This is a genomic window from Paenibacillus sp. NPDC056933 (assembly GCF_042674385.1).
In the GTDB taxonomy this organism is placed as follows: Bacteria; Bacillota; Bacilli; order Paenibacillales; family Paenibacillaceae; genus Paenibacillus.
On record NZ_JBHUQN010000003.1, the window covers coordinates 377143 to 396261 of the forward strand.

At 48.7% G+C, this 19119-nt stretch carries 15 protein-coding genes; 10 read left to right on the forward strand and 5 right to left on the reverse strand.

The window, feature by feature from the left end:
• The first annotated feature begins 304 nt into the window (after positions 1 to 304).
• The 8 genes from ACFTRD_RS21925 (at position 305) to ACFTRD_RS21960 (ending at position 9350) form a co-directional block, all read left to right on the forward strand.
• Complete coding sequence (locus ACFTRD_RS21925) at positions 305 to 949, forward strand: SDR family oxidoreductase (protein ID WP_192271726.1); 645 nt, start codon at positions 305 to 307, stop codon at positions 947 to 949.
• Between the two features lie 54 nt (positions 950 to 1003).
• Positions 1004 to 1753: a response regulator transcription factor gene (locus ACFTRD_RS21930; protein WP_379383719.1), complete on the forward strand. Its 750-nt coding sequence runs from the start codon at positions 1004 to 1006 to the stop codon at positions 1751 to 1753.
• A complete protein-coding gene (locus tag ACFTRD_RS21935; RefSeq protein ID WP_379383721.1) occupies positions 1750 to 3126 on the forward strand; it encodes a sensor histidine kinase in 1377 nt (458 codons plus the stop codon). The genes ACFTRD_RS21930 and ACFTRD_RS21935 overlap by 4 nt, the downstream gene beginning before the upstream one ends.
• A gap of 77 nt (positions 3127 to 3203) precedes the next feature.
• Complete coding sequence (locus tag ACFTRD_RS21940) at positions 3204 to 4004, forward strand: PepSY domain-containing protein (RefSeq protein WP_379383723.1); 801 nt, start codon at positions 3204 to 3206, stop codon at positions 4002 to 4004.
• Between the two features lie 181 nt (positions 4005 to 4185).
• Positions 4186 to 4815, forward strand: a complete 630-nt coding sequence (locus ACFTRD_RS21945; RefSeq protein ID WP_379383725.1) for a PepSY domain-containing protein — start codon at positions 4186 to 4188, stop codon at positions 4813 to 4815.
• A 349-nt stretch (positions 4816 to 5164) separates the two neighbouring features.
• Entirely contained in the window at positions 5165 to 6667 is a 1503-nt protein-coding gene (locus tag ACFTRD_RS21950) for an RICIN domain-containing protein (RefSeq protein ID WP_379383727.1), read from the forward strand.
• 234 nt (positions 6668 to 6901) lie between these two features.
• Positions 6902 to 7687 carry an ABC transporter ATP-binding protein gene (locus ACFTRD_RS21955; protein WP_379383729.1) on the forward strand — a complete coding sequence of 262 codons (786 nt, stop codon included), beginning with the start codon at positions 6902 to 6904 and terminating at the stop codon, positions 7685 to 7687.
• A gap of 1 nt (position 7688) precedes the next feature.
• Positions 7689 to 9350 (forward strand): hypothetical protein, encoded by a 1662-nt coding sequence (locus tag ACFTRD_RS21960; protein ID WP_379383730.1) that lies wholly within the window; start codon positions 7689 to 7691, stop codon positions 9348 to 9350.
• Positions 9351 to 9607: 257 nt separating this feature from the next.
• On the opposite strand, the gene ACFTRD_RS21965 is transcribed toward ACFTRD_RS21960, so the two are convergent.
• Entirely contained in the window at positions 9608 to 10891 is a 1284-nt protein-coding gene (locus ACFTRD_RS21965) for a Glu/Leu/Phe/Val dehydrogenase family protein (protein ID WP_483875046.1), read from the reverse strand.
• A 344-nt stretch (positions 10892 to 11235) separates the two neighbouring features.
• Between ACFTRD_RS21965 and ACFTRD_RS21970 the strand changes: the two genes are divergently transcribed.
• A complete protein-coding gene (locus ACFTRD_RS21970) occupies positions 11236 to 11751 on the forward strand; it encodes a DUF2179 domain-containing protein (protein WP_079348022.1) in 516 nt (171 codons plus the stop codon).
• Between the two features lie 369 nt (positions 11752 to 12120).
• On the opposite strand, the gene ACFTRD_RS21975 is transcribed toward ACFTRD_RS21970, so the two are convergent.
• Positions 12121 to 13344 (reverse strand): Fic family protein, encoded by a 1224-nt coding sequence (locus ACFTRD_RS21975; protein WP_379383732.1) that lies wholly within the window; start codon positions 13342 to 13344, stop codon positions 12121 to 12123.
• A 484-nt stretch (positions 13345 to 13828) separates the two neighbouring features.
• Between ACFTRD_RS21975 and ACFTRD_RS21980 the strand changes: the two genes are divergently transcribed.
• Positions 13829 to 15256: a pectate lyase family protein gene (locus ACFTRD_RS21980; protein WP_379383734.1), complete on the forward strand. Its 1428-nt coding sequence runs from the start codon at positions 13829 to 13831 to the stop codon at positions 15254 to 15256.
• A 155-nt stretch (positions 15257 to 15411) separates the two neighbouring features.
• On the opposite strand, the gene ACFTRD_RS21985 is transcribed toward ACFTRD_RS21980, so the two are convergent.
• The 3 genes from ACFTRD_RS21985 to ACFTRD_RS21995 form a co-directional block, all read right to left on the reverse strand.
• Positions 15412 to 16425, reverse strand: coding sequence for a LacI family DNA-binding transcriptional regulator (locus ACFTRD_RS21985; protein WP_192271708.1), 1014 nt, complete (start codon positions 16423 to 16425; stop codon positions 15412 to 15414).
• A 203-nt stretch (positions 16426 to 16628) separates the two neighbouring features.
• Positions 16629 to 17813, reverse strand: a complete 1185-nt coding sequence (locus tag ACFTRD_RS21990; RefSeq protein ID WP_379383737.1) for a glycoside hydrolase family 130 protein — start codon at positions 17811 to 17813, stop codon at positions 16629 to 16631.
• Positions 17814 to 17815: 2 nt separating this feature from the next.
• A complete protein-coding gene (locus ACFTRD_RS21995; protein ID WP_379383739.1) occupies positions 17816 to 18997 on the reverse strand; it encodes an AGE family epimerase/isomerase in 1182 nt (393 codons plus the stop codon).
• Between the last annotated feature and the right edge of the window lie 122 nt (positions 18998 to 19119).

Consider the following 19119-nt stretch of genomic DNA (forward strand, 5'->3'; position numbering starts at 1 on the left):
GGGGTACCTTTTTTGTTGCAGCCATGATTAGCCCAGGGGCATATATATGCATTTCCTGACGGTAGGTAGATGTATCCATGTTGTTATCGTATATTGTGGGTCAAAGGCGCTCGGAATAAAGCATATGGGGCGTATGGTATATTAAAGGAAAGACGTGTTATCTGCATCACACCAGATGCGCTGAACAGTAGTAATACATAGCAGCCGACGCTTAGAAGCGTCGGCTTTCGTTTAAATTAAAGACAAGTCTGTTTTATAAAAAGCTGGTTTTTATAAAAAGGAAAACCGAGAGGAGAATGACAATATGAACGTATTAGTGATTGGAGCGAACGGACAAATCGGTAAATTTCTGGTGCAGCAGCTGGCACAGGAAGGGAAACATCAGGTCACCGCAATGATTCGCAAACCGGAACAGGCAGACGCATTAAAAGAGCTGGGAGCCAATGTGGTCATCGGGGATCTGGAAGGCAGCGTGGATGATCTGGCCGAGGCGATGAAGGATCATAATGCCATTGTCTTTACAGCGGGTTCCGGTGGATCTACGGGTGCAGACAAAACATTGCTCATTGATCTGGATGGTGCGGTGAAAACGATGGAGGCAGCGCAGCAGCAGGGGATTACCAGATATATTCTGGTCAGTGCGTTTGGGGCAGATCAGCGGGAGAAATGGTCGGATGCCATCAAGCCGTATTATGTGGCGAAGCATTATGCGGATCGGGCGTTATTCGCAAGTGAACTGAATTACACCATTATCCGTCCTGGTGGTTTGAAAAATGAGCCGGGCACCGGAAAGATTTCCGTAGGAACAGACCTGAAACCGGGAAGTATTCCACGCGAGGATGTGGCTCGTGTAATTGCTGCTTCCCTCCAGGAGGAGAAGACGTATCGAATGGCTTTTGATCTGATCGCAGGGGATGACTTGGTAGAGGATGCCTTAGGTAAATTGTAATTCGTATTGTAATATAACGGGAGAATGGAATGACGGGATGAGGGGGAGCTCTGTATGAATGAAGCCGTACTGGTGATCGAGGATGAGCCCAAAATTGCACGCCTGCTTGAACTGGAATTACAATACGAAGGATATCAGGTAGGCAAGGCAGGCAGCGGAACAGAAGGGCTGGAGATGTATGTAGACGGTCAATGGGATCTGATTCTGCTGGATATCATGCTGCCGGGTCTGAGTGGAATTGAGGTATTACGGCGGATTCGAGTCAAGGATGCCACGGTGCCCATTCTGATGCTTACAGCCAAAGACTCTGTGGAAGACAAAGTATCGGGACTTGATCTTGGAGCCAACGACTACATCACCAAACCGTTCCGGATCGAAGAGCTGCTCGCGAGAGTGCGTGCGGCACTGCGTCTGAGAGCAGCCTCGGCCGCTGCCCATTCTGCCTCTTTAGTCACACGGGATACGGCGCAATCAGCGGAGCGCACGGCGGAAAACGAGACAGGTTGGCTTACCGCAGGTGACTTGAAGCTGAACGAAGGAACCCGTGAGGTATCTAGGGATGGTCAACCAATTGAGCTTACCCCGCGTGAGTTCGATCTGTTGGTATATCTGCTGCAAAATCAGCGCCAGGTGCTCAGCCGGGACCAGATTGTTCAGGCCGTCTGGGGATACGATTATTATGGAGATACGAATGTGGTGGATGTGTATATCCGTTATGTGCGCAAAAAAGTGGATAGCGGATTCACACCACCCTTAATACATACCGTTCGGGGTGTTGGTTACGTCCTGAAGGAGCAAGTATGAGTCTGCGCAGCAAAATTTACGGATACTCGTCCGTATTGTTCGCCGTGCTGCTGATTGCCGTGAACCTGTCGGTATACATCGTGTTTGAACGAATGTCGATCGATAACGAGATCAAGCGGGTCGAAGCCGAGGCCGAGTCTATTGTAAAAGGAGTACGGCAGTCTGCCGGCTCCATTCCGCCGGACGACTTGTTACGAGCCTACGCGCCGCTGGACGGCATGCTGCGGATCGTTAATGAAGACGGCACCAGCTCCCCGCCGGTGACGACCTCAGCAGAGGAGCAGCTGAGCAAGCTGTCTTTCAAGTACGAAAGCGAAAAGAAATCCGAATATACCCAGGTTGGACAAATCGGATATGTCTGGGTTTCTGTGCCCGTCATCTGGCCGGACGGTGAAGTGGTGAATGTACAAGTCACCGAGAGCATTGAAGATACCGAGAATAGCCTGTCCGTGCTTCGTACAGTTCTTGTTGCCGTGACCATCATTGCGCTGATTCCGGCCATCATCTCCAGCCGTATTCTGGCGAACCGGATGACACGGCCGATTCAGCAGATGACTCGCACAATGAGCGATATCCAGTCCAGTGGTCAGTTCAAGCGACTTCCGCTGGATGAAAGATCGAAGGATGAGCTGAAAACAATGGGGCAGACGTTCAACCGCATGATGGACCTGCTCGAATCCAACTTCGAGCGGCAGGAGCGCTTTGTTTCTGATGCTTCACATGAACTAAAAACACCACTCACCATTATTGAGAGCTATGCCAGTCTGCTGCAACGACGCGGCAAGGATAGACCCGAGGTATTCGACGAAGCGGTGGAGGCCATTCTGTCCGAATCCGTGCGCATGCGGGAGATGACCGAGCAGCTGTTATTGCTGGCAAAGCAGCCAGAGCAGTGGAATGTGCAGCTGGAGCGGGTGGATATTACCCGGCTTGCGCTGGATTCCACCCGTGCGTTTCGCGAAGCCTATCATCGGGAAGTCCACTGCGATGATCCGGGTAGTATATGGGCGGTTAGCGATGTGAGCAAGCTGAAGCAGATGCTTTTTATTTTGCTGGACAATGCCCGCAAGTATAGTGAGAATGCCATTGAAGTCCGGCTGGAGGCAAAAGGGCAGGAGTGCCGGATACGGATTGTGGATACGGGGATCGGTATGCGGGAAGAAGAGTTGTCCAAAGTGTTTGACCGCTTCTATCGTGTTGATCCAGCAAGAACACGCAGCGGGGGAGCAAGTGGTTCGGGCTTGGGGCTTTCCCTTGCCAAAGATATTGCAGGAGTCGTGGGCGCGCGTATTGAACTAAGCAGCACCGAGGGCAGAGGAACCGAGGCTTTGATTATTTTGCCCACTTCCGTACAGAACAGGCCGCTCTCATGAAATTCTCATTCTTCTCTTATATACTGGTAAACACAGTACGAATTCGGATCATAAGTGAGAGAGCGCAAGGGGGAAACATGATGGAAGAGCATGAGGGGCATCCTGAAATGAAGAGAGAAGAACACGGAAGCAGCCGATGGGCTAAGCCAAGACGTTCATTTTGGTGGGGTGCGGGGTTGCTGGCTCTATTTGTTCTTATAGCGTTCATGTGGTGGAAGCCGTGGCAATCAGGCCGAGAGATGTTAACTGCAGATGCAGTGGCCCAATCGGTCTTGGATCAATATCCGGGAGAGATTGTGAATTCCACGTTGAAGGACGGAACCTATATCATGCAGCTCCGCTCGGAAACAGGATTGTATGACGTCCAAGTGGATGCGGTTACGGCGACCGTGAATTCCATTAAACGGCTGGAGTCCAATCCGCAAGCCGAGGAGAAGACGTTATGGAGCCGGGAACAGATCAAGACGGAATTGCTGAAGCAAACGGATGCCGAGCTGGTATCGCTTGAGCTCGTCGAGCAGCAGGGAAGCCCGGTGTATGTGGCGGTATTAAAGATGAAAGGCAATGGCCAGGAGCAATGGACCATTGATCCGTATAACGGAGAGAAGCTGTCTTCAAAGACACTGGAAGCATCTTCACCCGACGAGACGACAGGGGAAGGCACCAAGACTCCATTTCTGAGCGAGAAAGAAGCAGAGCGGAAGGCACTGGCTAAGGTTCCCGGGGAAGTGGATGATATCGAGCTTCGTGGAACAAATAGCGGCAATCCGTACTATCTGGTGGAAATCGACCTGGAGGATGGTCGGGAAGCCATCGTGCAGGTGAATGCCATTTCGGGGGCGATTCGGTCCGTGACCTGGGATGAGGCCGAAGATTAAGGACTCCGAGTAGGTTCAAAAGCTCTGTATGAAACCATGCACATTGCTATTCAAGGAATAATGTGAGTGTTCTCCTCATTTTCTCATCAAATTCTAATCTGGCTCTCGCTGAACTCTCATTCGTCCAAGTTAATCTATAACTGTAGATGAGAACGAGAACAATAACGAGGAGATGATGATAATGATGAACAAACATAAACTATGGATTGGCAGCTTGTCGGCAGCGGTATTGCTCGGAGGATCAGCCGTTGCGGCTAGTGGGAGTGTGAACGGACAATCGGTACAGCCTGCGCAAACGTCCACTACACAATCAGTAACACAGACCCAGAAGAACACAGGTAAATTGCTGACGGTCGCACAGGCAAAAGAAGCAGCCTTGAAAGCAACCGATGGTAAAGTGGATGATGTGGATCTGGAGCGCAGAAACGGTCAGACGTTCTACGAAGTCGAAATCGACAAAAAAAGGAGCAATGATGTTGTCGTCCGTTTGGACGCCTATACAGGTAAAATCCTCGCAGTAGTCGATGATGAAGATTACGATGACGACGATGATTATAATGACACTGTGGCAGGCGCTTCTTCCAATCAAGCCGCTTCGAAACAAGTTAAACTGACAGAGGCCCAAGCTTCGAACATTGCCCTGAAACAGGTGACAGGTGGAAAAGTAACCAAAATCGAACTGGATCATGATAACGGCCGCTATGTTTATGAAGTGGAACTGAGAACAGCAGACGGCGAAGCCGATGTAGACGTCGATGCCAACACGGGTAAAGTGCTGTCGTTTGATCAGGACTTTGACCACGAAGATTAAGAAGCAGCGTTAACAGGCAAGGAAACGGATATCAACAACGTATACCTGTACGTGCCTCAAGAGCTAGAGAGCTTACATTATAGGCGATAGGGTAGATATAGCGGGGACGCTTCAAATGAAGCGTCTTTTTGCTGTTCACTCCGTAAGTTCAGTGTGTATTCGTACATGTTCCGCAGGATTGTTCACTATTCGAGCATGGGGATGGCGGATACAATCGTAATCAGGAGGTGAGTGCCGAGCCAGTCTGAGAGATAGGTAATTGATGAAATGCATCATCGATCGGAGGAAGAAGAGACGTATCGATTTTATTGTAAGCGCTTTATTAATAAATTCGGAGGTGCAATGTTCTATGAACGAGGGTCGGTTGGAAAAGAAAACAAATCCGCATCGTTTTACTCATCGACTTTGTTATCTGCTCGTTCTAATCTTGGCGCTGCAATCGCTAGGTATGCTGGTCGCTCCAGGACAACAGGCTTCCGCTGCTCCGCTCAGTGTGACCAACGGAGTACAGTTCAAGGATACAAGTGGCAATGTTGTTCACGCTCACGGGGGCGGGATGATCAAAGCAAACGGGTACTATTACTGGTTTGGAGAGAACCGCAATCCGAATGGAACGTTCAAGGCGGTTTCCGTATATCGTTCAGCAGATCTGAAAAACTGGGAGTATCGCAATGATGTGCTCACCAGCAGCTCGGCAGCCGAGTTGAACATTTCCAACATCGAACGCCCGAAAGTGATATATAACAGTGCAACAGGCAAGTATGTCCTTTGGATGCACAAGGAAAACGGAGTCGATTACGGTGAAGCCCGAGTGGCTGTAGCGACTTCAAGTACGGTGGATGGCAATTATACGTATGTGGGCAGCTATCGTCCGCTTGGCTATGACTCGAGAGATATGACGGTATACAACGACAACGGAACGGCTTATCTCATCTCAGCAACCAAAGTGAATGCCGACCTGAATATCTACAAGCTTTCTCCTGATTTTCTTGGAGTGGAATCGCTCGTAACGACGCTGTGGCCGGGTCAGTATCGTGAGGCACCTGCCATGTTCAAAAAAGGAGGCGTCTACTTCCTGATTACATCCGGGGCTACGGGTTGGAATCCGAATCAGGCCAAATATGCGACTGCCTCCAGCATAACGGGCACGTGGAGCGGCTTGAGCAACTTCGGAGATAGTACAACCTATGGTTCCCAATCGACTTACGTCCTTCCGGTGGAAGGCTCACAGACAACCTCCTATCTCTACATGGGCGATCGTTGGGCGGGTGCCTGGAACGGGCCTGTGCAGGATTCGAAGTATGTCTGGCTACCCTTGTCTTTCCCGAGTGCAACCAGTCTGGCGATGAACTGGGCAAGCAGTGTTACCATTGATGCAGCTACGGGTTTCGTAACAGGAGTGGATACGCCCGATGTATGGGACCCCAATGCTTCGTATCAGTTGATTAGTCGCAAAAGCAATAAATTGCTGAATGTCATCGGTGGTTCTTCGGATAACGGTGCCGATCTGGAGCAGCGTGCAGATGGGGGTAAGAGCAGTCAGCAGTGGCAGATTACCGATGCAGGTGGCGGTTATGTCAAAATCATCAACCGATCCAGCGGCAAGCTGATCGGTGTGGAAAATGGCTCCACAGCAGATGGAGCTGTTATTGAACAGTGGAACGATGGCGGCTGGGCCAGTCAGCAATGGCAGTTGGTTAGTGTGGGTGGTGGTTACTATAAATTGAAGAATCGCAGCACAGGCAAGCTGCTTGATATTTCTTCGCAATCCCTGGCAGACGGGGCTGCCGCAATCCAGTGGACGGATAATGGCGGTACGAATCAACACTTCCAGATTGTTAAGGTTCAATAAGGATTTATTTTAAGGTAGCGTTATGATCAAAAATGATCATAGAAACCCTTGTCCCGCCCCTATAGGTGAGACAAGGGTTTTGTGATGCTTTCACCATTGTTACGTGAATGATCTGTGCTGGGATGATACCCAGATGATTTCTCATGTTGCGATGTATTTCCGATCATTTCCATCCCAATCTGTGGTAAACTAGTAGAATTGTAGAAATAGATAGGACAGGGGCTGGAAAACGAAGTGAGTGAAAAACAAGTACTGTCAATTGAAGGCTTGCGTATGCGGTATAACGGGCGTTATGTGCTGAATGGTATTGATCTGGAAGTGAATCGGGGCGAGATGATTGGATACATCGGTCCGAATGGTGCAGGTAAAAGCACCACGGTCAAGATTTTGCTCGGACTGGTTGAGGGATATGTGGGTACGGTTCGCATCTTTGGTAAGGATATTGCGGACGGTGACGTGGAATATAAACGCAGAATCGGTTATGTACCGGAAGTCGCGGAGCTATATGAACAATTAACCCCGGCAGAGTATCTGACGTTTACAGGAGAATTGTATGGGTTGTCCTATGAGGATGCCGATTATAAGGCAAAGCAGTTGATGGACTGTTTTGGACTGGAGAAATCATATCATTCCCGCATTGCTTCCTTCTCCAAAGGCATGCGCCAGAAAGTGCTGTTGATCTCCGCACTGTTACATGACCCGGATCTGTTGTTCCTGGATGAACCACTCAGCGGTCTGGATGCCAATAGTGTAATGGTGGTGAAGGAGATTTTGACACAGCTGTCGGCCAAAGGCACGACCATATTCTATTCGTCACACATCATGGATGTGGTGGAGAAGATCAGCAGCCGTATCGTCCTGATTGCCGAAGGACGCGTGATGGCAGATGGTACGTTCAAGCAGCTCCAGCAGCAATCCATGGAAGGCTCGTTGGAGGAAGTATTCAATCAGCTGACGGGCTTTAATGAGCATCAGGCCATTGCGGAACGCTTTGTGTCCATTGTGCAGGAGGTGTACTGATATGGCGGATTCCTCCGACTTCCGCACGCTGAAGATTCTGGATCATTTTCGGCCTATCATCGCCAAAACGGGAGCGGATTATGATGTGCTGCGTTTGATTCTACGGGTGAAGTTCCAGATGGATCAGCGCAGGGTGCCAACGGTATTGTCAGCCCGCAGTGGCAATAAGGAACAGAAAGAAGGCAATCTGTATCTGCGTTCCCTCTGGTTATACGGACTGATGGGGCTAATTATGGTTCCATTTGTTGCCTGGGATACGGGACAATACATGCTCCAGATGGGTCTTGTGACCGCCATGTTGATGTTTATGATCATGACCTCCATGATCTCGGACTTTTCTTCGGTACTGCTCGATATCCGGGATCGTAATATCATCATGACGAAGCCGGTAAACGGGCGTACCGTTGGTATGGCTCGTGCCATCCACGCAGGAGTCTATCTGCTGTTACTGACAGGCTCGCTGACAGCTGCACCGCTAATCGCGGGATTGATAACTCACGGGATCGGCTTTTTCCTGCTTTTTCTGGTGGCACTGATTCTAATTAATATGTTAATTCTGGTGGCCACGTCCCTGTTCTATTTATTCATGATGAAGTTTCTGGATGGCGAGAAGCTGAAAGACATGATTAATATGGTGCAGATCCTGCTCTCCATCGGGATTGCTGTAGGATATCAGCTGGTCATACGCTCGTTCAGCATTATCGATTTTAATATGGTGTTCACGCCTGCCTGGTGGCAGTTACTTCTGCCTCCGGTATGGTATGCAGCAGCATTTGAGTTGCTGTTCAGCGGTGGGGGAGATGCATGGCTGTATGCTTTTTCGGCGCTTGCTTTGATCGTGCCTATGGTAAGTCTGCTGGTGTATGTGAAGCTGATGCCTTCCTTCGAATTGTATCTGGAAAAAATGGCACATGCAGGTCAGGCTTCTGGACGAAGACGTGGGAGATGGGACCGCATTATGGCGAAGGTATTCTCCCGTTCCAGAGAAGAGCAGGCGTGTTTTCGTTTGTCTGCCAGTATGATGCGAAGTGAAAGGGAGTTCAAGCTGAAGGTATACCCTTCGGTTGGCTTATCTTTTGTATTGCCTTATGTATTCTGGTTCACCCAGTTGCAGAGCTCCTCTTGGGCGGAATTCAGGGAGAGCTCCTTCTTTTACACGCTATATAGCGTGCTCTTGCTGATTGTGTCGGTTGTGATCATGCTAAAATATTCTGGACAATACAAGGCATTTTGGACCTTCCGGGCGGCTCCGCTGGCCAACGAGAACGTGTTATATAGCGGAGCGCTGAAGGCTTTCTTATGCAATATGTTTCTGCCCGTGTTTATATTGAATGCCATCGTATTTGTGTGGACCTTTGGGCTGCGGATTCTTCCTGACCTGGTTATTGTATTGTTGGTGGCAACCGCACTTATCCCCTTGTCTGGAAAACTGTTGCTGAGAAAACCGCCGTTCTCCCAATCCTTTAGTGTGGCCGGGCAGAGTGACGGCTGGTTCGTATTTGCCGTCTTTCCGCTCATGGCATTGTTATGGGGATTACATGTATTCATCCGTACGATACCAGCAGGCATCTGGATCTATGCAGCACTGCTGATAGTGGCCAATGTGCTGCTCTGGACGATGCTGCACCGGGTAAAGCGAGTGCCTCTAACGGTTGAAGGTTAGATGCAGTAGCGGGTTGAGGTTGAAGGATGAAGGTTGGAAGATGTAAGCGTGAGGAAAAGTTGCTTCAAGCCACTCCGGTTCGCTGACCCGGAGTGGCTTTTTTATTTTTTCAAATTCGTTCAGGTTCTCTAGCTGATATGCCGAATCTTAATTATGGAGAAAAGGATATGGCCAAGGTAACCGTAATCTCGATTTGGAGTATTTGGTCGCTGGAGACGTTGGAGTGTAGCGTTCAATTGGTGGATTCAATCGGTATGTTAAGTCTGAGGTGTTCCACTTTGCAGGACAGCTTCTGCCAGCTGGTCGGCTGCATCTGCCGTGGAGATGGCAGCTTGCTCCGCTTTCGCATAGACCTTGGACAGCGTGCCCGCAATCCCCGCCACCTTTTGGCGGATCAGGTCGGGCCCTGCGCCTTCCAGCTCGCAGGCGGTGCTGATGATTCCGCCTGCATTGAGCACATAGTCAGGCGCGTACAGGATGCCGCGCGCCTGCATGCGGCGAACAACCAGCTCCCGGTGGCTGAGCTGGTTGTTCGCCGCCCCGGCAACGATGGAGCAGCGCAGCTCCTCCACCGTTGCCGGGGTCAATACGCCCCCTAGGGCACAGGGGGCGAACACCTTGCAGTCAGCGGCGTGAATACGGGCCGGATCGGCCGGGGTGGCGCCGCTGAACTGCATAAGGGCACGTTGTACACGTTCCGGTACAACGTCTGCCACAATGAGCCGTGCCCCGGCTGCATGCAGGTAACGGCACAGGGCATGCCCGACCTTGCCCAGTCCCTGGACGGCAACGGAAATGCCCTGCAAGGCGCCAATGCCCAGGTGACGCAGCGATGTTACAATGCCAGTGTATACACCATAGGCGGTCATATCGGCCGTGAAGTCATCCTGTGCGCCAAGCGATCCGGTGGTATCCGTCACGTATGCCGTCTCCAGCCTAATCTGGTCCATGTCTGCCGCCGTAGTGCCCAGATCCAGACCAGTGACATATCGACCTTTCAGTCTTTCCAGGGAACGACCAAGCGCACGGAAAATCGCTGCACGTTTGGAGGCTTGCAAGCTCAAGGCGTTGCTGTTCGAAGGTTCGGGCTCTCTGTTGGTACTTATCACGGATGAATTTAAATTTCCGTCATCTGTGCTGTTCCCGAACTCTATTTGCGTTCCCGCTTCGCTTTCCCCAGCTTCTTGATCCCCGTGTGTTTGCCCCTTGGATTTCTCGTTCGTTTTCTTAAGGATTTTACCGCCTGGACTGCTACCAATTGTTATATCCCCCAGCCCGGCTGGTACATCCCACACCACAACTTTACCCCCGCCATAGGGCAGACCGGAGACCGCCGATTTGTAGGTCATGCCCCTGGCGAGTTTGATGGCATCCCGAACCGCTTCCTCTTCCGACGCATACGTCCAGCAGCGGCAACCCCCAAGTGCTGGACCCAGCACTGTACTATGAATGGCAATGACGGCCTTGAGCCCGCTGCGGGGATCATGGCAAAATATGAGTTCTTCCATACCTTCCCGCTCCATCTCGTGCCACACCTGCATGGCGGTTCCCCCTTTTTGGTAACCCTGGTATCCCGAACCTGTTTGCCTGTACGCCTCAATCTCGTTGTTGATCGTTCAGCATATTCAGACATGCAGGTTTTCGCCCCTGGATCTCTCGCCGGGTTGATAATGAGCAGAAAGGGCTCTATAATGGCAGTTCCGGCATGCCTATGGGCAGAAAATATAGCCCGATTTATGTTCAACCCGTTTAAAGTGACCACATAACGTCCAATGATGGAGATAGAGTAAACGTACAGAAGCGTAAATGACATGCAGGGGAAGCGGAACGAAGGCACGTAACAAACGGCCATTCCGGTGTGAAAGTCAGGAAAGAGGGATTGCGATTGTTTAAAATATTGGTATTTATCTTTTTGATCCAGATTGTGTATGTATCCGCGTATACACTTCGGATGATCTTGACGCTCAAAGGACAAAAATATATTGCTGCGCTCATCAGTATGGGTGAGATTGTAATCTATGTTCTCGGTCTGAATCTGGTACTCAAATATCTGACCCAGCCTTCTGCGTTGATTGTGTACGCCGTTGGTTACGGGCTGGGTGTCTTACTCGGTGCCTGGATTGAGGAGAAGATTGCACTCGGTTACGTTACCGTTAAAGTTATATGTAATCAGATGGGCGGGGATGTGGCGAATGCCCTGCGTGATAAAGGTTACGGCGTTACCGCCTGGGTTGGGAGTGGACGTGACGGAGACCGGCTGGTTATGGAAATTCTGGCGAAACGCAAAAACCAGAAACTGCTCTATCAGACCATCCTGGCGCTGGATCCCAAAGCATTTGTCATTACTGTCGAACCCAAACAGTTCCATGGTGGATTCTGGACACGTTCTATAAAAAGGTAGAATAGGGGTTGTCTCAAAAGAGCTCCCCATTTCGTTAGGCTAGGCTGCACGGCTGGCCAATGTGATGCGCTAAACTTGCGAGGTGCTAACGACTCTACCGCAAGCTAAACGGCTAATTCTCCAAGCATGCAAATTTTAACGAACTTCAGTGACGTTATATCGGTGCAAAAACAGTGTCAGGGCCTAAAAATCGACCTAATGGATGAAATAACGTCTCTGTGATTCGTTACATCCCAAATGGTACAAATGGGAGTGAATAGCGTGTGTCAGGTTCGTTAGCCAAAATAACGCGGAATAAGGGGCGTCCACCGTCAAGCTCATGACTTATGGAACAGCCCCTTCAGTTGGTTGGTACAAAATATGGAAGAGTCATTCTTCAAAATATCTTTGGTTAATATGATAATATGCTGGCCGCTCACCTCTTTTTTCAATAAGAGATAGGCCCAGGAGATCTTTCATTGTTTTCCTCAGAGTCACTTCCGACTTTCCTGAGATTTCAGCCAATTCTTTAATAGTTAGACCACTACCCGAGTCGAAGAAATGGTTTTGGGCTAAGACAAACATGATATTTCGATATAAATCATCTTTTTCGAGGAGGATCGGTTCTTTTAATAATTTGTGATTTGCGATACTCAACAGTTCATTTTTTTCCTTCAATTCCCCGTTCATTTGATGCAGCGTATTGAGGATAATCTCCAAAAAGCACTCGATGAAAAAATTCAGTTCTCCACAGCTTCGAATGCTGTTTGTTATTTCAAAAGCCTCAAGGTATTTGGTTCTAAAGGTGTTGCACCCTCTTGATAGCGAAAGTGTACATATTTCTCCCAGAACATCTGATAGATATAAACTACTAATGAAGCGCGAGGTTCTTCCATTACCATCATAGAACGGGTGTACATAGCCATAAAAATAATGACCGATGGCTACTCTGATCATTAGAGGAATATCATCATGATTATTCATAAAATTCAATAATTCTTCCATCGCAACCAAAATATCTTTTTCGGGTGTGATACCTTGATGAATAATCTTTCCACTTCCAGACTTTTTCTGAACAAAGGTAGCTTCCTTTCTAAAGATATCTCCATCTGGTAATTCCTTGGGATCGATTTCTCCATTTGTTATTTCATCGTATATAATCCGTATATCTTCTGACGACTGAGGGAACTTGATCTCATTACTCAAAAGCGCCATATACGATTTAATCATACTTTCAAATCTTTTTTTTGATTTTACTTTTAACTGGATTTCTTTTGTGCTTCTTGCAATCTCTTCCCTTGTACTCCTGATCCCTTCTAGATCATTGGTATTATAGAGTTCCTCCACTAAGCATTCATTAATAAATTGATTCTGAGCAACCTTAGACAATGATTCAAAAGTTGCCTGGAAATCACGAGAGATTGAATGGATATTATTAACAAGATTTAGAAGTTGATTTGTAGGAATGTAATAAAGCTCGTATCGGTTAGGTTGACTCATGGGTTTAATATGTAACCCCAAATGTACAGCAGATTCGTAATCAAATCTTTTTTGGTAGATGGCATTCAATTCGGAGTTGCTTTTTTCATGGAATATTTTATAGATATGTCTCATAGGCTCACCTTATTTCACAATAGTAACTATATATTTATAAATATAACCATAATTTAATGATCTAATTATAAAAAAATAGATATTTTTTATAATTAGGAGGTGAAGTTAGCCTCATTTTATCATTAATTTCTTTACAAATACAAGATCACAGGCATTAACTGTATAGAACATATATACTCCTAGGATATTACACAGTTTAGTGGTTTTTTTAAAAACTCCCAAAGCGACTTCCAATCAGCAAGATATAGTTTCGAATAAACCCTTCTTTTATCCTCTTTTTTTGTTTGTTACTCCCAAGTTAAGTACATACGATTCCAGGTTGTTTACAGTACCATCCACGCAGCTACAGCCGTTCCCCCCTAGACCTGAGATAAGGATTATTGTTGTAATCGCTTTCGTGATATACATTGAGGACAAGTCCTTTGTGACATGCGATGGCAGAGATGGACGGACGTAATCATTATAATTAGGGAGGAATGGTTTTATGAAAAGCAAAATTAGAACATGGTGCAGTGCTGCACTGGCTCTGACACTGGGCCTTACCCTACTGTCTGGACCGACAAGTGTACAGGCAGCGGGTAATGCAGATTACAATCTTACAGGTTTCTCCCAAGGAAACACGGGTGGGGGCACCATCAGCGAATCGGATACGTCCAAGTATAAGAAGGTGTACAATGCAACGGATCTGGCTGCCGCGCTGAAAAAGAACTCCGGGGTCAAAGTCGTTGAGATTATGAACGACCTGAATCTGGGATGGAACGAAATTCCGAGCGCTGCTCAGACAGCTCCTTTTGCCAAGCATAATGATGCACTGACTCACCCCGTACTGAAACAAACGGGCGTGAGCAAGCTGACGATCGACAGCTTCAATGGCCTAACCATTTTCTCAGCCAACGGGTCCAAGATCAAACACGCAGCCATTAGCGTCAAACGAAGTTCCAATGTCATCATCCGCAATCTTGAATTTGATGAGTTATGGGAATGGGACGAGTCGACCAAAGGCGATTACGATAAAAACGACTGGGATTACATTACGCTGGAAGAGAGCAGCAACGTATGGATTGACCACTGTACATTCAATAAAGCTTATGACGGGCTAGTCGATTCCAAAAAAGGAACCAGCGGCGTGACCATCTCTTGGTCCCTCTTCAGAGGGGATGACGGCAGCTCGAACAGCTGGGTTACCCGGCAAATCAATGAGTTGGAAGCGAACAAGGCTTCCTATCCGATGTACAACTACCTGCGCAGCAGCGCGGTTGGGCTCAGCAAAGCCGATATCATTGCCATTTCGTCTCCTCAGAAAAAAGGCCATCTGGTTGGCTCGACCAGCTTTGAATCAGCCAATGCCAATCTGTCCATGACCTTGCACCATAACCTGTACAGGGATATCCAGGATCGCATGCCGCGCCTGCGCGGAGGGAACACGCACGCCTACAATATTGTGATGGACGCGACAGGGGCACGTGCGGCCAAATCCAGAATCACTTCTGCGATGGCAACCGCGATCTCGTCCAAAGGATATCATTTTGATATCATCGGCAATGGAGCAATCTCTACCGAAAGCGGCGCAGTGCTGGTCGAAAAATCAGTAATCAAAGACGTACAGTTCCCGGTCCGCAATAACCAGACTGATCCGGCCGATGCAACGTATACCGGTAAAATTCAGGTGATCGACACGATGTATTCCCTGGATGGAAGCTCATTCCGCGGAAACAGTGATACGTCCGGCAGTCCGCTTAGTCCAGTTCCCGCTGCCATCAAAGCCTTCTCCTGGAACGGATTCTCTTCACTTCCTTACAGCTACACTACGGATGATCCATCTACGCTGAATGCACGTCTTACCGGAACAAGTGGAGCAGGTGCAGGCAAACTGACTTGGTCCAAAGACAACTGGCTGAAGACAAGCTACTAGGCAGCAACACGAATCGGGTGTTGAAACGAGTGGCTTGTGGCCGTAATCTACAGGGATCCCAAGCCACTTCATCGTTTTTTCATAACAAAGAGTGCTCCTGCAGCCGTAATGGCCGGGAGCACTCTTTTTATGGAACAAGAAACCTTGTTCCTCGTCTAGTTAGACGCGTCATCCGAAGAGGCGGGTGCAGCACTCACCGATTCGCGATAAATGATGTTGCCCTTCACGTGTACGCGGCCGAAGCTGCGACTCGGGTTATCAATCTTTTTGAGCATGGACTGAACTGCAGTACGCGCCATCTGTTCCACATCAACCTCAACCGTAGTTAATTTGGGATCGGAAAGCGTGGCATAGATATCGTTATCGAATCCAACCACAGAGCATTGTGCAGGTACCTGTATACCCAGAGAGGTCAGCTTCTGGACGAGCAGATGAGCGACCTGATCACAGTTGCATACAAAAGCCGTAGGCAGCTGTTCTGGCAGATCAATTTCAATAAATGTACCCCGATCATCGCGGTCATTAAGAATAAGATCCGGATTCATCGGTAATCGATGTTCCAGCAATGATTTGTAATAACCGAGGAACCGATCCTGAATGCTGCTTGTAGAATAGAGATTCCCCACATATGCGATACGGCGATGTCCTTGCTGTACCAGGTAGTTCGTCAGCTCATAAGCAGCGTAAAAGTTATCGGTTACGACAGAATCGATATCGGAATGTTCGTCGTAGAAATCGAGAAACATTTTGGGAACGTCCATCGACTGGACCAGCTCGATATACTCTTTGCTGATCTGTCCAAGCACGATGAAACCATCCACTTTGCTGTCGCTGTACAGTTTGGGTAGTGTTAATTCCTCTTCATCCTGAACATTCAGAATGTGCAGAATGCCGTAGTACCCCTGATCCTCCAGATGTTTGGTGATGCGCTGGAATACACGTACGTAGAACGATTGGGTAGGTCCGGTAAAACGCTCCGGGATAATAACGCCAATATTATGAGTCAAGCCTTCCTTCATTGAACGGGCAGCGGCGTTATACCGATAGCCCATCTGAACGGCAAGCACTTTAATTTTTTCCTTCAATTCGCCACTGACGCCATCTTTATCATTTAATGCTTTCGAGACCGTCACACTGCTAACTCCGAGCTTGTCGGCGATATCCCGCATGGTGATATTGTTCTTCAGCTTTGGTCGCCTCCTTCAAGCCGGTTTACGTACAATGTGCTGTCATTATGGTTAGCGCTTCCTTAAAGCATAACAACAATCCATATTAGTATACATCGTTACCCACATGGAATAAAGAAATTCTGGCAGGGGTTACGCTAATTTTTCAGCATGCTGCATTTTTCCGTCGAAGGTTACTCTTCGAATTAAACCAATTGTTTGTGCAAAAGCTTCTCATTCCGCTCGATGAGGTCACCGCGCTGGCTGGCGCAATCCAGGGAACGATACGGATCGGCCGGGGTATTGAAGGTGTAATCGACCAGCTTATCAAGCGTCGTTGTTGCCACATGGCAGCGGGTATCGCTGGATGCATAATAGATGAAGACCTCACCCTGTTCATTGACCACCGCACCGTTGCAGAAAATAACGTTGGACACATCGCCTACGCGCTCGTCGTCATAAGGCGCAATGAAATGCCCGCCCGGTTTGGCGATGATGCGCGCCGGATCATTCAGATCCGTGGCGAATGTGTACAGTACATAACGCAGACCCGCCGCCGTATTACGCACCCCGTGGGCGATATGAATCCAGCCGCGATCCGTTTTGAGCGGAGCAGGGCCCTGGCCATTTTTCACTTCGTATACGGTATGGTATTTGCGTTCATCGATAATGGTTTCTTCTGCAATGACCGGATTCAGAATATCCTCGCACAGACCGAAGGCGATCCCGCCGCCGCTGCCTGTGGAGATGAATCCGTCCTGTGGGCGTGTATAGAACGCATATTTGCCATCCACAAATTCCGGGTGCAATACCACATTCCGTTGTTGTGGTGAGTTGGTCGCAATGTTGGGCAGACGCTCCCAGCTGACCAGATCGCGAGTCCGGACAAGTCCAGCCTGGGCTACGGCACTGGATGTATCGAATGCCGGAGCTTCCGGGTCTTTGCGCTCCGAGCAGTAGATACCATAGATCCAGCCATCTTCATGCTGAACCAATCGCATATCATACTGGTTGGTTTCGTCAGCATCGATATCTTCCCATACCAATGGCTTGCCTGTGAAACGGAATCCGTCAATGCCGTTGTCGCTCTCGGCCAGGGCGAAGATGGACTTGCGGTCCAATCCTTCGGTGCGGATGACCATCACATATTTTCCATTGAAATAGATGGCACCCGGATTCAGCGTAGCGTTAATACCCAGACGCTCCATGAAGTGGGGGTTAGTCGATTCGTCCAGATCAAATCTCCAGTGCAGCGGCACATGATGGCGTGTGATCACCGGATAACGGTACCGATCATATACGCCGTTGTAGAAAGAAGAATCGATTTCATTTTGGCGCGTAAGAAGCTGCTCCTGCTGCTCCAGCAATGCATTGTATTTAGGGTGTATCATGGTTATCCCATCCTCTCGATTAGTTCGATGCAAAACCTGCTATTGTGATACGGACATTTCCACGGTCCAGCGATTTCGCTTTGATCCGGTGTGCCGTCCCCGTCTACCGACCAGTACCATTCCCCACCAGCGCGATGATCGATAATATGTTCCTTCGTATACGTCCACAAACGCTCCACTCTCTCCAGAAACAATGGATCACCTGTACGCTGATACGCGTTATAGAAGCCGACCATCGCCTCTGCCTGAACCCACCATATCCGCGTCTCATCGACGTGTTCACCCTCTTGCTCATTTATCAGAGAGCCATCTGCCTGCACGGCCACGTTGGAAATGTTATAGGCAATATCTGTAACCATCGCTGAATACTCCGGATGCTGCTCCAAACCCAGTACTTTCAATGCTTCGTCAATCAGCCAACTGGCTTCAATGTCATGTCCGAACGAGCGCAGATCGATGATGGATTCCCAATCCTTGTTGAAAAACACCCCCAGAAACTTGGTGTTTATGTCATACACCCGTTTATACAAAATCCCAAGCAGGCGTTCCAATGCCGCTTTCACTTGCTGATCCGGCCATACGCGGTAGAGCGTGGTGTAAGCCTCCAGCACATGAATATGTGTATTCATCGTATAATCCGCGATTACACCATTTTCGCTCAGCATTTCATTGGCCTGTTCATTCCAGCAGCGGTCAAATTGTTCCTTGTATGCAGGTAGCTCGGCATTCAGGCCTTGATTCTCAATCAGGGCAAAAATTGTTTTCGCTAACTCCAATGCCGATGCATCGCCAGTTGCGCGATAGTACTCACTGAGCGAATACACGCCGAAGGATTGCGTGTATACATGTTTGCTCGTGTCCAGTGGTTCTCCTTTGGCATCCACCATCCAGTACATGCCGCCATACTCCGTATCCATCACATGATCTACGAGAAAACGGTAAGCGTGCTCCGCATGATCACGCCAGATTTCATCTCCGGTCACCCGGTATGCTGCTGCAAAGGACCATAATTGTCGTGCCGTAGCGATTCCGCCTTTGGGGGCGAGTGGATCGACCTGAAGGTCATTACCGACCCAACCGTAAAATCCGCCGTTGTTATGATCTTTGAGGGCAGACCAGAATGGCAAAATATGTCCTTCCCAGTGTTCCTTTATTTCAGTCTTGATGTTAGTGGTGTGAGTCATAAGTAAGCGCCCCTTCGAGGTACAGGATCAAATTTAATTAGGTTATCGTTAACTTTATTTAATAATATTAGTGCCGGACAAAAGTGTTGTCAATGTGTTGGTGGATAATAACTTTTTGTGAA

What these genes read in the sequence shown, in the direction of transcription:
- ACFTRD_RS21925 (WP_192271726.1), top strand. Translation starts at nt 305, where the DNA reads ATGAACGTATTAGTGATTGGAGCGAACGGACAAATCGGTAAATTTCTG.
- ACFTRD_RS21930 (WP_379383719.1), top strand. Translation starts at nt 1,004, where the DNA reads ATGAATGAAGCCGTACTGGTGATCGAGGATGAGCCCAAAATTGCACGC.
- ACFTRD_RS21935 (WP_379383721.1), top strand. Translation starts at nt 1,750, where the DNA reads ATGAGTCTGCGCAGCAAAATTTACGGATACTCGTCCGTATTGTTCGCC.
- ACFTRD_RS21940 (WP_379383723.1), top strand. Translation starts at nt 3,204, where the DNA reads ATGATGGAAGAGCATGAGGGGCATCCTGAAATGAAGAGAGAAGAACAC.
- ACFTRD_RS21945 (WP_379383725.1), top strand. Translation starts at nt 4,186, where the DNA reads ATGATGAACAAACATAAACTATGGATTGGCAGCTTGTCGGCAGCGGTA.
- ACFTRD_RS21950 (WP_379383727.1), top strand. Translation starts at nt 5,165, where the DNA reads ATGAACGAGGGTCGGTTGGAAAAGAAAACAAATCCGCATCGTTTTACT.
- ACFTRD_RS21960 (WP_379383730.1), top strand. Translation starts at nt 7,689, where the DNA reads ATGGCGGATTCCTCCGACTTCCGCACGCTGAAGATTCTGGATCATTTT.
- ACFTRD_RS21965 (WP_483875046.1), bottom strand. Translation starts at nt 10,891, where the DNA reads ATGCAGGTGTGGCACGAGATGGAGCGGGAAGGTATGGAAGAACTCATA.
- ACFTRD_RS21975 (WP_379383732.1), bottom strand. Translation starts at nt 13,344, where the DNA reads ATGAGACATATCTATAAAATATTCCATGAAAAAAGCAACTCCGAATTG.
- ACFTRD_RS21980 (WP_379383734.1), top strand. Translation starts at nt 13,829, where the DNA reads ATGAAAAGCAAAATTAGAACATGGTGCAGTGCTGCACTGGCTCTGACA.
- ACFTRD_RS21985 (WP_192271708.1), bottom strand. Translation starts at nt 16,425, where the DNA reads ATGCGGGATATCGCCGACAAGCTCGGAGTTAGCAGTGTGACGGTCTCG.
- ACFTRD_RS21990 (WP_379383737.1), bottom strand. Translation starts at nt 17,813, where the DNA reads ATGATACACCCTAAATACAATGCATTGCTGGAGCAGCAGGAGCAGCTT.
- ACFTRD_RS21995 (WP_379383739.1), bottom strand. Translation starts at nt 18,997, where the DNA reads ATGACTCACACCACTAACATCAAGACTGAAATAAAGGAACACTGGGAA.